The following is a 15,801-nucleotide window of genomic DNA, read 5'->3' as shown; positions in this document are numbered from 1 at the left end:
AGACGCAAAAGTAAGAAAAAATATAATGTATCGCATAAAAAGAGGCGCTTTTTACAGCGCCTCTATATCATTTGCGTGCATGTCAGATCATGCTGTCTATTACTTTCAACTTTTCGTACATCAGGGATAACTTATGACGGGCAGCTTCTATTTTATTAGAAAATTCTTTGATTAATGAATCCGAGTTGCTTGATTTGGAGAAGAAACCGATGTTGTTTTCCCAAACGTGCAGATCCGTTTCGAGCTGTTTGATTTTGTTCACCAATTTTTCTCTTTCCTGGATGATTTTGGTGTCTTTATCTTCGCTGTTGTCGAACGTATTGACTTTCGACTTGAATTTCTCCAGGTTTTTATCAAATTCATTAATATCAAGTTGATCGAAATGAGAATTCAGCAAATTTCTGAATTCAGCCTGTATGGCATCTTTCTCTTTTATGGGAACGAAGCCGATTTCTACCCAACGGGCCTGGAAATTTTTAAGGGTTTCGATATTTGCTTCATTATTGTCACTTAACGTGAAGTTGCGAACTTCTTCTATCAACGCTTTTTTCATCTCCAGATTTTTTTGCTGGTCGGAATCTAAATTCTTTAAATGAGCGTTTTTATTGTTGAAGAAAAAGTCGCAGGCCGTTCTGAAGCGATTCCATACCTTGTTCGAGTATTTCTTGGGTGCGGGACCTATTTTTTTCCATTCCCGTTGATAAGCAATGATTTTATCGGTTGTAGTCCTCCATTCCGTGCTGTCCTGGATAGCTTCGACTTTTTCGCACAGAGCGATTTTTAATTCCAGATTCTTCTGTTGAACTTCCTGGGTCTGTTGATAAAATCTGCGTTTCTTTTCAAAAAAGGCATCACAGGCTGTTCTGAAACGTTTATAGATTTTGTTTCTCTCTTTTTGAGGAATGGTTCCCGAATGTCTCCACTCCTCTTGCAATTCGAGAATTGCTTTCGTCGCATCATTCCAAGAGGATAAATTATTGTATTCCCCCGTTGAAATATTTTCAGCCTTGATACATATTTCCTCTTTGATTTTCAGGTTGTTTTCCTGTTCTTTCTTTAAAGACTCGAAAAAGTTGTGATAGGCATCGTTTATTTTATTGGTAGCCTCTTTGAATCGATCCCAGATGGTCTCTTTTTGATCATTGGGGACGGGACCTATTTCCTTCCATTGCTGGTGGAGCTGTTGTAATTGTTTGAATGCGTTTCCTATATTATTCTCTTCGAGCAACTTCTCTGCTTGTTCGCATAAATTGATCTTGCTGTCCAAGTTCTTTTTAAGATCCAGATCCCTGAGTTCTTTGTTGATTTTTATGTAGTTGTAGAAATTCTCCACGTGCAGATGATAGGTCTCCAATAAGTCATTTACATTGGCTTGAGGGACCATCCCCGTGTTTCTCCATTTTTCCTGTAAAGATCTGAATTCTTGAAATGTTTTATTCAATGACTCTTCTTTTTGGACCAATTCCTTTAATTCTTCAATGATTTGAAGTTTGATTTTCAGATTCTCCTCTTTCTCCTCTTCCGTTTTTTTGTAGTATGCCGTTTTCTTTTCCCGGTATTGCCGGTATACACCGTAGAAACGTTCTTTAGAGTCATTCGGGTAATTGAATTCTTCGACGGGATGTCCTGCCTGAACAAATTCATTCCGAGCTTTTTCTTGCTCTTTTTCGTATTGCGTTTCGAATATCTGGGGAAGAGTTTCTAAAACTTTCAACTGGTATACGGGAAAGTTCGTGATCAGTTCTTTGGCATGGGAAATGATCTCTTCGGTGTTAAAACTGGAAAAATCCCATACCGGCGGTTCCTTTACGGTGATTTTCTCTATCGGTGCGGGTTGCCCCTGAACTGAAACCTCGTTTTCTGTTTCGATGTTCGAAGTTTCCGGGGATACGTTATTGTTAACGTTTAATTCCTCGGATTGTTGTAAGTTATCTTGCTCCATATCTATTCGTGTTTTTAACGCATTCAACTCACGAAAATAATTATTAATTCTGAGAATCACAATTAATAATTGAAAATTGAACGTGAGAAGTTTAAAAATAGGGTAAGATTTGAATGCAGGATAAGGTATTTCCGAAATAGGGACGCATCATAAATTCTTTTTTGGAATTCATGTCGAAAGGATTTATCTTTGGCAAGTAATAAAATGCAGCCATGTTTTCATATATCCTGTATGGTATCCTTTGGATCATGAGTTTTTTACCTTTTCCTATTTTGTATCTGATAGCGGATATGAATTACGGATTGCTTTATTATGTTTTTCATTACAGGCGTTCCGTGGTCAGGAAAAACCTTTGTCGTTCTTTTCCGGAGAAAACCGAAAAAGAGATCAGACAGATAGAACGGAAATTTTATAGACACTTGTCGGACCTGTCCATAGAGTTGTATAAATTATGGCATATGTCGGAAAAAACGATCCGGAAACGGTGTGTATTTCGCCATACCTCTATTCCTCGGAAGTATTTTCAGGAAGGTCGTAGTGTTATCGGTGTTTTGGGGCATTACGGAAATTGGGAGTGGATGTCCTCGTATAGTTTATGGAGTGATGGTGTCGATTTTTTGCCTTTGTACAAACCGATTCATGATCGGATCATGAACAAAATGACCCTTCGGATCCGTTCTCATTTTGGCGCCAAGCCGATTCCCAGAGAGGACGTTTTGCGGGTAATTAATCGTTATCGTTCTGAGAAACGTCTGTTTTTGGCTGGTTTTATAGGTGATCAGACGCCGAATCGACGTAATTTGAATTTTTGGATGAACTTTTTAAATCAGGATACTCCTATTTTATTAGGGACGGAAAAGATTGCCCGAAAGTATGATTTTCCGGTTGTTTCCGTGCATATGAGGAAGATTAAACGGGGATATTACGAGGTCGATTTTGTCGATTTGTGTAGTCATCCGGCTAATTTGGCTCCCGGAGAATTGACCGAGATGCATACTCGTTTGTTGGAATCTTTTATTCGGGAGACACCTGAGTATTGGCTTTGGTCGCATAGGAGATGGAAGCATACGAGGCCTGAAGGCACGGGGGAAGACAAACGGGATTCGGGACAGACGCGTTAATAACGGATGAAGATCAATGAATTTTAAAACATGCCGGATGTATAAGGTCGCAGTTATCATATTGAACTGGAACGGGGAAAAATTATTGCGGGAATTTCTTCCTTCCGTTATTCGTAATACTGACGTGGCGCTGGGAGAGATCATCGTCGCGGATAATTGTTCGACCGACGCCTCCGTGGAGTTATTGAAACGGGAGTTCCCTCGGGTGAAACGGATTTTGTTGGATCGTAATTATGGTTTCGCTGGGGGATATAACCGGGTCATCGAAAAGGTGGAGGCGGAATACGTCGTTCTATTGAATAGTGACGTGGCGGTTACAGAAGGATGGTTAGAGCCTTTGATTGACTTGTTGGATAAAGAACCGAATGTTGTCGGTGTTCAACCGAAAATTCGTTCCTATCGCCAAAAAAATCGGTTTGAATATGCCGGGGCTTGTGGCGGTTTTATCGATTGGTTAGGGTTTCCGTTTTGTCGGGGCCGTATATTGGATAGTGTAGAAGCTGATACCGGACAATACGATGAGGTAATGGAGGTTTTTTGGGCCACGGGTGCCGCTTTGTGTATTCGGCGGCAAGAGTATTTGGATGCAGGCGGATTGGACGAAACGTTCTTTGCCCATATGGAAGAGATCGATCTTTGCTGGCGTTTGAAAAACAAAGGATATCAGTTGAAAGTGATTCCAGATTCTGTCGTTTTTCATTTAGGCGGAGGGTCCTTACCTATGAATCATCCCCGTAAATTGTTCCTGAATTACCGCAATAATTTATTAATGCTGTATAAGAATCTGGGAAGCGGGCATAGATTAAAGGTTTTTACCGTTCGTTTTCTGTTCGATCTATTGGCTGCTTTTCTTTTTTTATTAAAAGGAGAATTTGCCAATGCCCGGTCGGTGTATCGGGCTTATATCGCTTACTATGGACTAAAATCGAAATATGTTCCGGAAAGAAAAAATGTAGTTTGTAAAGGCGTATACGGGAAAAGTATCGTGATAGGCTACTTCTTGTTCGGGAAAAAGAAATTTTCGGATTTGAGGTTAAAATAATCGGGAGATATAATAAACCTTCGAAGGTATCTGTTGTCTCAAATAAAAAAGCGTATAGATAATATAGTGTAGATTAATGAGTGATGAAGAGATAATAGAATTGTTCCATTCTGAACGTGGAGAGGATCAGGCATTTCGGATGCTGATAAAAGAGTACGGGGAAAGACTGTATTGGCATATCCGGAAAATCGTGATCAGCCATGAGGATAGCAATGATATTTTGCAAAATGTTTTTGTGAAAATCTGGAAAGGGATTGAGGAATTTCGTTATGAAGCTAAATTATTTACATGGATGTATAAGGTGGCTACCAATGAAGCGATTAATTTTTTAAATGAAAAACGAAGAAAACCTTACGGTAATTCCGAAGAGATAACAGTAATGCTGGAAAATCGGTTGGAAAGCGATCCTTATTTTGACGGAGATGATATACAACGGGAATTGCAGAAAGCCGTTTTAAGGTTGTCGGAACGCCAGCGCCTGATCTTTAATATGAAATATTATGATGATATGAAGTATGAAGACATGGCAGAGATTTTGAATGTTGCTGTCGGGACATTGAAAGCGACCTACCATATGGCGGTAAAGAAAATAGAAGAGAGTCTGAAAATTTCAGATACATTGCAGGAATTTGAATATTGAAACGACTTAAAATGAACGATCATGGATGATTTGAATGATAAATATAAGAAAAAGAATCCTTTCGCGGTTCCGGAGGGATACTTCGATACGTTGGAATCCCGGATCATGGATCGGGTGGAGGAAGAGAAGCATCCGGTGAAAACGAGTTATATACAGATGGTAAAACCCTACTTGGGGTTGACGGCAACATTCCTGTTTGCCATTTTCGTTGTCCAATGGATTTTTCCTCGTTTTGTGGATGAAAATAAAAGGTTGCTGAGGGAGGGGAACAGCATTGTAAAGACCGATGAAAGCGGTTTGCACGAAACCGAATTGGACGAAGATTTTAATCCGACCCAGGAAGAAATTATAGAGTATTTGGCACAAGAGGTGGATATGGGTAAATATTTTTTTGACGGTATCAGATTGAGTAACTAAAGGGAATGTTTATGAAAAAAGTAGGTTTGATTATAGGAATGTTGGGAATTACGTTCTCACTTTTTGCGCAAGGAAAATTAAGTGAGGAGAAAAGAAAGGAATTCGAGGCTCAGAAAGTGGCTTTTTTTACTCAAGAGATGAACCTGACTCCGGAAGAGGCCGTTAAGTTTTGGCCTTTGTATAACGAGATGCAAAAGAAAATTCGAGAAGCGGGAAATGTCATTCGTGATTTGGCAACGAAGTTTTCCGGGGACATAACGGAAAAAGAGGCACAAACCAATATCGAAACGATCTTGAAAGCGGAAGAGCGAATGCAAAGCCTTAAAAGGGACTATTATCAGAAAATCGTAAAAGAGCTATCTGCCCGTAAATTGTGGTTAATGATGGAAGCAGAGCGGAAATTCCATCGTCAGTTGTGGAAAAAGTTGGGAAAATGTCCGGGGAATAAACCGGAAAAAACGACTATGAAGTGAAATATTTAGCGATTAAATCGAAAAATATATAAAAAAGTCCCGTAAAAACTTGCGGGAACGGTAAAAAACGCTACTTTTGTCTCCGCAAATGGAGAGATGGGTGAGTGGCTGAAACCAACAGTTTGCTAAACTGTCGTACGGGATTACTGTACCGGGGGTTCGAATCCCCCTCTCTCCGCCACTGATTTTGAAATCGAATCTTAAGTAATTAAGATTTCTATCCGGGAAGGTCAGGGGACAATCCTCAGAGGATTTTATTTAGGGGCTACCCAAAATTGATTCGGGGCGTAGCGCAGTCCGGTAGCGCATCTGCTTTGGGAGCAGAGGGTCGCAGGTTCGAATCCTGTCACCCCGACGGAAAATGAGACAGTTACGAAAGTAGCTGTTTTTTTATTGTCGTGATTTTTGGGAGGTTTAGCTGGTAAAAGTAAACCGAGAGTTAAACCAGAAATTTAACATGAATGCTTCTGTATCAGTTGTTTGCTATAAATCTATAACACTTTCTAATGGGGAACACCCTTTGATGCTTCGAATATCTAAAGATAATCGTAAAAAATATCTAAGTTTAGGCGTATCTATTTTGCCAAAATATTGGGATATTGAAAAGAATAGACCTACCTCTAAATGTCCTAATAAAGAATTAATGAGAAGATTATTTTGGATAAGCAAGTTGAGTATCAGCGTCAGATACTGGAATTTATTGCGGAACAAAAAGAATATAGGGTATCTTCTCTGGTGGAGAGTAAAAGAGAAAAGTTGAAGAATAAGACTGTAGAGGAATTCAAGAAATATTATCCTTTCAATGAATTTAAAATTAGCAAGTTCGATACTTCAACAAAAAAGAGAGCGGTATCTAAAGAGGATGTGATGAAAATTGTCAAAGCTGGTTTGGAGCAAGCTACATACTGGAGAATTTTAGCCAGAGATGTATTTATGTTTTCCTATTTAAGTGGAGGTATTTCTTTTACTGATATTGCTAATTTGACAATGGATAATATTGATAGAGGTAGACTTTTATATTCTAGGCAAAAAACACATGGTGCAATAGATTTCAAGATAAATAGTAATGCTTTAGACTTAATTGATAAATATGCCTATCATAGAAAGAAAGCAATTTATCTTTTCCCAATATTAGATGCTAATGTGCATAAAACTCCTTTGCAAAAGAAGAATCGTATTCATAAAATATTAGGTAGAGTCAATAAAGAATTGAAAGCTTTAGCATTTGAGTAGGTATCGATTCTGATATTACAAGCTATGTTGCAAGACATTTAAGTCCTATTTTGTGGTTGATATAAGCTGATTATAGAATTTACTCTCTTTAATAGATAACGATTTAGAAACGAGCGAACCACACATATTCGCCGTATTTTGCATTAAGTCAGAAGAACACTTTATTGTTATACAAAGATAGTATCTTTTTATTTATCTGCTATTTTTTCTTACCACAGTTTCAATAGCTAACCTATATAAATCTTATAAGTCTCGATTTTTCTCTTCTTAATTATTGTAATGTTGTTCAGTAGATTCACTGGTAGAGGTATTGGAGAAACAAGACCTGTTGGTTAGTTCCATGTTGGTGCAACTCGAGTGCAATATTCTCTGGAAGATGTTTCGTAATGGTATGGTTGAGCATCACGGGTTATTCTTGAATTTGGAAACAATGAAAGTGAATCCTATTACGGTATGAATATGTTTTTTTAAGAGGGCGAACAACTATATTCCTAGTAACGTACAAATAATACGATAAACTTCAACAATAAAATGGGTAACCAACGTCAAAAAGCAGCTTGAACGATAAATTCAGGCGGCTTTTTCACTGATTTTCGAATTGTATTTAATTGTTTCCAACCTTGAATTGCTTTCTATACTTGGAAGGCGACATTCCAATTGTACTTGTAAAGACCCGCACGAAATGCGGCAGGTCGTTGAAGCCTACAAGATAGCATATTTCCGACACTCCTTTTTGCGAATGTTTCAGCAAATCGCAAGCCGTGTTCAAACGGTATTGCGTGACAAACTGCGAAAAGGTCATCCCCTTGCACCGCTTGAAATAGGAGCAGAACGCCGAACGGTTCATACCCACCTCCACCGCAATGTCGTCCAACGCGATGGAATGAACGTAGTGCTTCATCACGTATGCGCAAATCTGCTGCATACGCCGAACATCCTTCTCAATGCGCATCGGTTTCCCTGCAAATATATGATCGGACGAGGTAAAAATGACAGGAAGCAGACGGAACATTGCACTTAAACGTCCCAGTTCGTCCATACCGTTTATTTCGGATAATGCCTTGCGTATTGTCCGTGAGCTCTCCGGTCCGAACTTCAACGCATCAGTCGGAAACATCACGCCCGCCAGTCTGTTCCGCAATTCGGGAAATACTTCCATGCACCGCTCCACCAATGAATGGCTGAAAGCCACCATCAGATAACGGACACAACCGTCCTCGTCCACATTGTCGGCTGCGTATTCCCAGCGATGAAGCATCGACGGAGGAATCAACGCCACATCGCCTGTCGCAAAAGGCTGTAATGTGTCGCCTGCCATTCGGTTGCCCTGTCCATGAACGACATAGTACAATTCCCACGCATCGTGCCGGTGGAGCTTGGCTTCGAGGCTCGGCTCCACCCGTTGTTCGATGAAGAAAAACGAATGATTATCCGTTTCGGGCAGTTCGTATGGTATGGCTGTATCTTCCATAAATAATTGCTTTAATTTATGTAGTTGCAAATTTACGACAATTATATGAAACAATAAAACAAATTCAAAACAATGAAGCGACGTAACTTTGCAACCGGAAACAAGAAATGTAACTTAAAAACGTATTGTTATGGAATTATACGAAGTATTGGAGAAACGTCGCACGTATCGCGACTACTCCGAGCGTGAAGTAAGTGATGAAATCCTTAAAAGAGTAATCGGTGCGGCATTCAAAGCCCCGACGAACGATCACCTGCGCCAGCTTGAATTCATCGTGGTGCGCGGGCGTAAGAATATTGCCCAAGTGATAGAGCCGCTTGCCAAAAACATGGAAGCGTTCAAAAATTTGGTGCATGAAGTGGATGAATCGGGCGATAAGGACAAGATGGATATGTTCGCCGATGCCCTGCCCAAGCAACAGCGTATGCTGATGCAGAGCGGCCTGCTGATCCTTCCCTTCTTCCGCCAGAAACAAAGTCCGCTACTACAACCCAAAGAGCAAAGCTCGCTCAACTACTTCGCTTCGGCATGGTGCGCCGTGGAGAACATGCTGCTCGCCGCCACTGCCGAAGGATTGGGAACCGTGTTCCACATTCCCGTTGCCGACGAAGTGGAAAAAATCAAGGAGATTGTCGGTGCTCCCGAAGACTACGAGTTCACCTGTCTGCTTACGATGGGTTATCCCGCGGAAAACGCCTTTCTGCCCAAACAAAAAGAAATCGACGTCGAGGAGCGGATACATACGAACCTCTGGTAACCCGGAATATGAAAGGACATATTCTGATATTGTCGGCAAACATCCTGTTCGGTGTCAGTATGCCGGTATTCAAATACCTGCTGACCTCGGATGTGCCGCCGGAAGCGATTACCATCATGCGGGCGATTTTCGCCTGCATAATGTTCTGGTGCGTGTCCCTCTTCATGCCGAAAGAAAAAGTCCTGCCGAAAGATTTGATGACACTTTTCATCTGCGCCTTGTGCGGTGTGGGCATCAACCAATGGCTGTTTGTCGTCGGGTTGAAAAGTTCTTCGCCTGTCGATGCCTCCATTATCGCTACCGCAGTGCCTATTTTTGTGTTGTTGCTGGCAGCCGTTGTCCTCAAAGAACCTATTACGGCAAAAAAATCATTCGGCGTATTTCTTGGCGTAAGCGGAGGGCTGTTGCTCGTGTTCAGCTCCGTACATACCACCAACGGAACCAATAGCCTTTGGGGAGATGCTTTGATGCTACTGAACCAGTTGATGTATTCTGTCTATCTGGTCTTGTCCAAATCTTTGTCCCGACACTATTCGTCCGTGACAATGATGAAATGGATGTTTCTGTTCTCCGCATTGGTACTCGCTCCGTTTTGTTTCCCGCACGTGCAGCACGTCCCCATATTCCATCGGGAAACTTTCAACATGACGCAACTGTGCGCACTCTTTTATCTGCTGTTCGGAGCCACGTTCGTTGCGTTCATGATTATCCCGATGGCATTGAAACACATCCGTCCCACTACGGTCAGCATGTACAATTATGTGCAGCCCATTGTTGCGTCCGTAATCACCATTGCTGTCGGGCAGGACACACTCTCGATACAAAAACTGTTGTCTGCGGTTTTGGTATTTGCCGGTGTTTACTTGGTGACGAAGAGTAAGAAAAAGGAAGAGATAAAAAATTTAGCGATTATTTGCATCACGAAGAGGTAATCCAAAATCCTCGGAATAAGATTCTTGGAAAAATGAACTACTCCAGACCATCTGTAAAAAGTAAAACATAATTTGGGTAAGAAAATTCATTTGGGATTTATATATATTTATATTTATATTTATATTTATATTTATATCGTAAAATAGACTTCATAGACATATAGAGTATGAATAACTTAAATAAAGATATATTATTAGGAACAGCCATAGGTGATGCTTTGGGATTGCCAATTCAATTTTTAGATAGAGAAGTTGTAGCAAAAAATCCAATCACGACAATGGAAGGACCCGATCGGTTTAATGTACCAGCAGGTACATGGTCTGACAATACTTCTTTATCCTTTTGTCTAGCAGAATCCCTTTGTAATGGTTATGACCTAAATGATATTATCAACAAGTTCACGAAATGGATGTATGAAGACTATTGGACACCAGCTAACGAAACATTTGATATAAACTATATAAATTATTTTGCCATTGTAAATTTAAGGAATAATGGATCTCCACATGTAGCAGGGATAGATAATAAACGAGGTAACAGTGACGGATCACTCATGAGAATTCTTCCATTAGTACCTTATATCCTTAACAGGGAGGAAGAGGAAAGATTTAGGATAATAGGAGAAGTATCATCATTAACCCTCAGGCATCCAAGAAGTATTTTAGCCTGTATCGCATTATGTGAATTTGCCATGCAGTATATCAACCTCCAATCAGTAGAGAAAGCCTACCAAACCATGCAGCAAACAATATTACAACTCTTGAAAAGAGATATGTTTATTGAAGAAGGTATTCCTTTTGAAAGGTTAGTTGGTTTATCTTATGAAGAATTTAAAACTATTGAATTGAAGGATATTTATTCTACAGAATATGTTATAGATACATTGGAAGCCAGCTTGTGGTGTATCTTCAACACTACTAACTATAAAGATGCTGTTTTAAAAGCAGTGAATTTAGGAGATGATGCAAATACCGTGGGTGCTATTACAGGAGGATTGACAGGTATTATATACGGTTATGATACTATTCCTTCTGAATGGTTGGAGGTATTAGCAAAGAAAGACGATATTATTGAATTGGCTGATAAACTGGATTCAATAATGAAATAGAAGTTTCAATACAACTATATATAGGGTTTGCTTGGAGAGAGGCAAGCCCTTTTTTATTCTATGTGAGTTTGATGTGTAATATTTTAATAGGTGAGGAATTATAAAGTATTAAGTTTTATATGCCAGTTCTGAGGAAAAATCACCGACTCAAATATTTAACCATTAGTTGCTCGTAACATTATGGTTTTCTCCTCAACATTCACTATTTTTGCAAAAAGAGCGAATATGAAGCAAGCTATTATCAATAAACTAAGAGAGTTCTTCACGCTACAACCAGTTGAGAAAGCATGGGTGTTTGGTTCTTATTCTCGTGGAGAAGAATCAAGGGAGAGTGATATTGATATACTTGTACGCTTTGATAAAAATGCGAATGTTACTCTTTTCAAGTATATCGGTATCGTGAACGCTTTACAATCTCTTTTGCACAAGAAAATTGATTTGGTGGAAGAGGGACAGTTGAAAGATTTCGCCAAAGAATCGGCAGAACAGGATAAAATATTGATCTATGAGAGAGAAGCCTAAAGATATTAACCGCTATCCCTTATAATAAAAGAGAATAATTATATGAATTTAATAGAATTAAATATTGATAGAATAATTGCCTTGTGTAAAAAATATAAGGTGAATAAATTATTTGTCTTCGGTTCTATTCTTACCAACCGATTCAACAAGGAGAGCGATGTTGATTTTATCGTTAATTTTGACAAAGCACAAGTAACAGATTACTTTAGCAATTTCTTTGATCTGAAATATGCTTTGGAAGATGTTCTGGGGAGAGAAGTCGATTTACTGGAAGAACACGCCATTCGTAACCATTACTTGAGAGAAAACATAGAGCAAACCAAAGCGTTAATATATGGATAACTTTACCAAGAAGCACTTGCAAGATATACTTAATGCGATTGATGATATTGAAACGTTCTTTGACGGGCAACCGAAGTTGTTTGAAGAATTTTGTCGAGATATTCGTTTGCAAAGAGCGATAGAGAGGTGTATCGAAATTATAGGCGAGGCGATGAATAGAATTTTAAAAGAGAACAAAGATATTGCGATCACCAACGCTCGTAAGATTGTGGACGCTCGTAACTATATATAATACATGGTTACGATAGTCTTTCAGTAGATATTCTTTGGAGCATTGTTGTCAACCATTTACCCCTTTTGAAGATTGAAGTGGAACAATTACTACGGGAATAAGTAACATTAAATACAGAAATAGTATTAAGGCAATGGATTCACCTCTATTGCCTTTTTTATTTGGTGGAAAATTGTAGCTGATTTAGTTATATATACCCAACAGAAATATTATTCACCGACTTACGTATTTCAATTAGAGATATGAATTAAGTTGGAATTTAATGTATAACCAATTAATAACAGGAAGTATGTGTATAAAAATCATATCCCAACCACCATAATTTAGTGGTAAATTACTTGTATATAAGCTATATGTTGCTTATATTTGAGTTTAAATAAGAGTGAGTTCATTAATAGTATTAATCCTTCTTGATTTACGTGATAAGTAAACTCAGCGTTAAACCACGATAAAAGAGTAAAGGAATAAAGAAACAGAATAAGTTTATATGTAACTGTTAATCAGTTTTTACTGCTACATTGAGGATGCAAGTAAAAAAATTAAGCGCATCTGCTTTGGGAGCAGAGGGTCGCAGGTTCGAATCCTGTCACCCCGACAGTTGAAAAACAGGCAGTTGCATGTAAATGTGGCTGCTTTTTTTATTGAAAAACGATGGTTTATTCCCTTTTTTTTACGCGTTTTTATTGATTTTAGGGCGATTTTTTGCAAATCATTTGCAAAAAAGAGAGTGTTCCTTCAAATGTACAGGCGATTTTTCTATTATTTTTATAGATATATAAGTTGTATATAATGTAATGCTTAATTGCATATATTTTCAGGATTTGTTGACTCTATAGGAGGTGATAATTGGTATTTCCATTTGAATGTATTGAAATTCGGATATAATTTTTAACTTTGATGCATGTTTGTCAATGGAAGTTAATATGAGTGTTTTTTCAAGGAAAAGGAGTAGAGATTTTAGATTATTCGTGGGGCGTGTTATGTTGCTGTCGGTTACTGTGTTTTTGTCCGTCAGCGAGCTAGAGGCCCAAACATGGTATAAAAAGAGAGTCTGGTATGCTCAACAGGATAGTGTCCCCGTTTATGAAGATAAAAAAATCGGCTCTCGTGTTGTAACGTATATCGTGGGTAAAGGTCGTGTGATTGATCTAAGGCTTTCTTACGATAGTAAATGGCTTATTGTACCTAAAAGAAGTGGTTCCCCTGGAGGCTTTATTCCCGTATCTGTCCTGGGAACCTATTTGGAGGGAGTGCGTAATTATGAAGTTGTACTCGATTCTGTCGTGGGGACGGTGGAAGTTGTTTATAGCAGTTGGTATGAAGGTCTTCCGTTGTCTGTTTCCCAAACCTTTTATAAAGGAGATGTCATACGATTGAATCGAGCCTATCCGGATTATTATGCCAATTATTTTAGCGTTTCGCCCGCGGATATATCTTACGCTTTTTTGGGAAAGATCGATAAAGAAGCGTTGGTTCCCACGGAGGTGGGATCGACCGTAAAATTTACAGTGCCGAAAGAGATGGTAAAAACCATTCGGGAGCATCATAAGAAATATTACAAGGAACTTACTGCTGCTAAGAAAAACGTTGCCGGTACGTCGTGGGATATTCGGAGAATAATTATCGGTATCGTGTTGGGTTTTATCATTATTGTTTGTATTGTCGGTTTCTACTATTTGAATGTGCGGGTTCTTCGGCGTTATTTATTTGATCGTTCCAAAAGTAATGTTTCCATTAGTGGGGCAATGATGATAGGATCGGGGGTATTGATGTATATAGCGGGACAATGTCTGTGGATACTTGCCGACGGATTCCTGGCCTTTTTGTTGGTTGTTATCTGTGTGTTGCTGTTTTTTGCTGCCCTTTATCATACGGAGTCCCGTCTTCAAAGAAGGTGTGCCAAATGTAATATTTACAATGATTTGAGTTTTCTCGGAATGACTAAAGACGGGACCAAATGGGAGTACGATCATCAATCCGACAGTGTAACTACCCGTTATTGGGAAGGGGATACCCTTGTAGAAGAAAGGGTGGATCGCAATCAATGGTTCCGTCGCCAATACCAAATATATGCTTTTAATTACAAATGCCGGCAATGCGGTCATACCTGGAAAGTACGTTACAAGGGAGGATTGATTACTTCTGAAAAACGTACGTTGGAGGAGACGGAAGAGACACGTTTTAAATAGATGATTAGATCCTAAATGATTAAAAATAAAAAAAGCACTTACTTTTGTAAGTGCTTTTTCGTGGAGCGGAAAACGGGACTCAAACCCGCGACCCCCAGCTTGGAAGGCTAGTGCTCTATCGACTGAGCTATTTCCGCAAATATAAGTTCCTCTCCCGTGTGGATGGCCTCACTTCGTTCGGCGATCCTGAGGGGGGCGACCTTACTAATTTTTAATACCGAAAAGATATGCTTTTCTTGTTGATTGAAAAATATTTAACCTTCCAAAAGCGGACTTTTGACGGTAAACTTTTTTCAATCACGGATGCTTTCAGCATCCGCTATTAAAAATTCGTGGGCAGTGATGGATTCGAACCACCGAAGGCTAAGCCAGCTGAGTTACAGTCAGCCCCATTTGGCCACTCTGGTAACTGCCCTTGTTCAAAGAACGTTTGCTTGTCGTTAGCGGGTACAAAGATAAGTAGTTTTTCGGATAATCCAAATGAATAAAAGGAAAAATTACAAATGGACGATCATGAAATGTTTCCGAATGGATGGTTTTACGGGTCTTGTAAATGTCGGGATGTCATGTTATTTATTGTAGAGGAGAATAGAAGAGCCGCCCGGAATGTCGGACGGCGTATGCACCTTTTCGTCAATTATGAGTTTATTTTCGGGGACGATAGGTTATATCGAAATGTTCTTCTCCGTCAAAACCTTTATACCGTACGCGAAGCTGGACGGAGTCGCCCGTCTCGTTGAAAATCTTGTTTAAGGGAAATGCAACGGCGCTATTGAGTTTATAACAATCCGGATCGTTATTGGCATTGTGATGAAATTCTAACAGTACTTTCCCGTCTTTCGTCAATCCCTGATGTTGCGTTAAGTTGATCAGGTGTTGCACAAGCCCTCCGGCGAAAAAAAATTCGATCGTGAGAAAATCTTGAGCGATCCAATAATCGTTCACGATAACGGGATCATTTCCTAAGCTATCTAAAATCTCTTCCGAATAGGGAAGTATATTTTTTGTTAAAATCCGTTCAATTCCATTGATCCTTACATAATAATCAAATTTGCTGCCGGGTATCGCATCCTGAAGAATAGTGAAATCAACCAATAAACGCGTGCTGTCCTGTAAATTTTGGGTCGGAACATCGGAGTAGGACGGATATATAACAGAACCGTTATCCAATTTTACGGTATAGCTATCCTCGGCTGATTTATGGATAACTCCATAACTAATCGAAAACTTGCTCAGGCTGTACCCATCGTCATCACAAGAAGCAACGACGAGAACGGCAATGATAAATAGTACGGTCAGACGTAATATTCTTTCGATTTTCATATCCTGTTTACTTGTCGGTTTATTCTGTTTTCTGTTTAATAGATGAGTGGGGAAAT

General features: G+C 39.4%; 16 protein-coding genes, 4 tRNA genes and 2 pseudogenes. 17 read left to right on the top strand and 5 right to left on the bottom strand.

Going from position 1 to position 15,801, the window contains the following annotated elements:
- Positions 1-82: 82 nt before the first annotated feature.
- Positions 83-1,942 (bottom strand): DUF349 domain-containing protein, encoded by a 1,860-nt coding sequence (locus BN3283_RS09295; protein ID WP_059026473.1) that lies wholly within the window; start codon positions 1,940-1,942, stop codon positions 83-85.
- Positions 1,943-2,154: 212 nt separating this feature from the next.
- Here BN3283_RS09295 and BN3283_RS09290 point away from each other — a divergent pair, with 212 nt between their 5' ends.
- From BN3283_RS09290 to BN3283_RS14815, 10 genes and pseudogenes are all read left to right on the top strand, one after another.
- Positions 2,155-3,063: a lysophospholipid acyltransferase family protein gene (locus tag BN3283_RS09290; RefSeq protein WP_059026472.1), complete on the top strand. Its 909-nt coding sequence runs from the start codon at positions 2,155-2,157 to the stop codon at positions 3,061-3,063.
- A gap of 37 nt (positions 3,064-3,100) precedes the next feature.
- On the top strand, positions 3,101-4,105 hold the full coding sequence (locus BN3283_RS09285; protein ID WP_059026471.1) for a glycosyltransferase family 2 protein: 1,005 nt from the start codon (positions 3,101-3,103) through the stop codon (positions 4,103-4,105).
- A 76-nt stretch (positions 4,106-4,181) separates the two neighbouring features.
- The gene (locus BN3283_RS09280; RefSeq protein WP_059026470.1) at positions 4,182-4,745 is read left to right on the top strand and encodes an RNA polymerase sigma factor; all 564 of its coding nucleotides are present in this window, start codon (positions 4,182-4,184) and stop codon (positions 4,743-4,745) included.
- Positions 4,746-4,766: 21 nt separating this feature from the next.
- Entirely contained in the window at positions 4,767-5,162 is a 396-nt protein-coding gene (locus BN3283_RS09275) for a hypothetical protein (RefSeq protein WP_059026469.1), read from the top strand.
- An 11-nt stretch (positions 5,163-5,173) separates the two neighbouring features.
- Entirely contained in the window at positions 5,174-5,635 is a 462-nt protein-coding gene (locus BN3283_RS09270; protein ID WP_052634785.1) for a hypothetical protein, read from the top strand.
- Positions 5,636-5,725: 90 nt separating this feature from the next.
- Positions 5,726-5,816 (top strand) — tRNA-Ser (locus BN3283_RS09265).
- 100 nt (positions 5,817-5,916) lie between these two features.
- Positions 5,917-5,990, top strand: a tRNA-Pro gene (locus BN3283_RS09260).
- 102 nt (positions 5,991-6,092) lie between these two features.
- Positions 6,093-6,395, top strand: coding sequence for an Arm DNA-binding domain-containing protein (locus BN3283_RS14765; protein WP_147625573.1), 303 nt, complete (start codon positions 6,093-6,095; stop codon positions 6,393-6,395).
- Positions 6,293-6,868, top strand: coding sequence for a site-specific integrase (locus BN3283_RS14515; protein WP_059026468.1), 576 nt, complete (start codon positions 6,293-6,295; stop codon positions 6,866-6,868). The genes BN3283_RS14765 and BN3283_RS14515 overlap by 103 nt, the downstream gene beginning before the upstream one ends.
- Before the next feature lie 295 nt (positions 6,869-7,163).
- A pseudogene (locus BN3283_RS14815) lies at positions 7,164-7,325 on the top strand (PRTRC system ThiF family protein); the annotation flags it as partial.
- A 147-nt stretch (positions 7,326-7,472) separates the two neighbouring features.
- On the opposite strand, the gene BN3283_RS09250 reads toward BN3283_RS14815, so the two are convergent.
- Entirely contained in the window at positions 7,473-8,339 is an 867-nt protein-coding gene (locus tag BN3283_RS09250; RefSeq protein ID WP_059026467.1) for an AraC family transcriptional regulator, read from the bottom strand.
- Positions 8,340-8,469: 130 nt separating this feature from the next.
- On the opposite strand from BN3283_RS09250, the gene BN3283_RS09245 reads away from it, so the two are divergent.
- The 7 genes and pseudogenes from BN3283_RS09245 to BN3283_RS09215 all read left to right on the top strand — a co-directional run bounded on the left by BN3283_RS09245 (position 8,470) and on the right by BN3283_RS09215 (position 14,422).
- Positions 8,470-9,096 carry a nitroreductase family protein gene (locus BN3283_RS09245; RefSeq protein ID WP_059026466.1) on the top strand — a complete coding sequence of 209 codons (627 nt, stop codon included), beginning with the start codon at positions 8,470-8,472 and terminating at the stop codon, positions 9,094-9,096.
- A gap of 8 nt (positions 9,097-9,104) precedes the next feature.
- Positions 9,105-10,028: a DMT family transporter gene (locus BN3283_RS09240; RefSeq protein WP_082667091.1), complete on the top strand. Its 924-nt coding sequence runs from the start codon at positions 9,105-9,107 to the stop codon at positions 10,026-10,028.
- A 167-nt stretch (positions 10,029-10,195) separates the two neighbouring features.
- Positions 10,196-11,137 (top strand): ADP-ribosylglycohydrolase family protein, encoded by a 942-nt coding sequence (locus BN3283_RS09235; protein WP_059026465.1) that lies wholly within the window; start codon positions 10,196-10,198, stop codon positions 11,135-11,137.
- A 225-nt stretch (positions 11,138-11,362) separates the two neighbouring features.
- On the top strand, positions 11,363-11,659 hold the full coding sequence (locus BN3283_RS09230) for a nucleotidyltransferase family protein (protein ID WP_013613503.1): 297 nt from the start codon (positions 11,363-11,365) through the stop codon (positions 11,657-11,659).
- A 42-nt stretch (positions 11,660-11,701) separates the two neighbouring features.
- Complete coding sequence (locus tag BN3283_RS09225; protein WP_059026464.1) at positions 11,702-12,001, top strand: nucleotidyltransferase family protein; 300 nt, start codon at positions 11,702-11,704, stop codon at positions 11,999-12,001.
- Positions 11,994-12,334, top strand: a pseudogene (locus tag BN3283_RS09220) (HepT-like ribonuclease domain-containing protein). The gene BN3283_RS09225 and the pseudogene BN3283_RS09220 overlap by 8 nt, the downstream one beginning before the upstream one ends.
- Positions 12,335-13,156: 822 nt before the next feature.
- A complete protein-coding gene (locus BN3283_RS09215) occupies positions 13,157-14,422 on the top strand; it encodes a hypothetical protein (RefSeq protein ID WP_147625570.1) in 1,266 nt (421 codons plus the stop codon).
- Positions 14,423-14,483: 61 nt separating this feature from the next.
- On the opposite strand, the gene BN3283_RS09210 is transcribed toward BN3283_RS09215, so the two are convergent.
- The 3 genes from BN3283_RS09210 to BN3283_RS09200 all read right to left on the bottom strand — a co-directional run bounded on the left by BN3283_RS09210 (position 14,484) and on the right by BN3283_RS09200 (position 15,745).
- Positions 14,484-14,559 (bottom strand) — tRNA-Gly (locus tag BN3283_RS09210).
- Positions 14,560-14,755: 196 nt separating this feature from the next.
- Positions 14,756-14,837: transfer RNA gene (locus BN3283_RS09205), tRNA-Tyr, on the bottom strand.
- A gap of 230 nt (positions 14,838-15,067) precedes the next feature.
- Positions 15,068-15,745, bottom strand: coding sequence for a NigD1/NigD2 family lipoprotein (locus BN3283_RS09200; protein ID WP_059026462.1), 678 nt, complete (start codon positions 15,743-15,745; stop codon positions 15,068-15,070).
- Positions 15,746-15,801 lie beyond the last annotated feature (56 nt).

The organism is Gabonibacter massiliensis, assembly GCA_001487125.1.
Taxonomy (GTDB): Bacteria; Bacteroidota; Bacteroidia; order Bacteroidales; family Marinifilaceae; genus Gabonibacter; species Gabonibacter massiliensis.
This window is presented reverse-complemented; position numbering and strand designations above follow the sequence as displayed.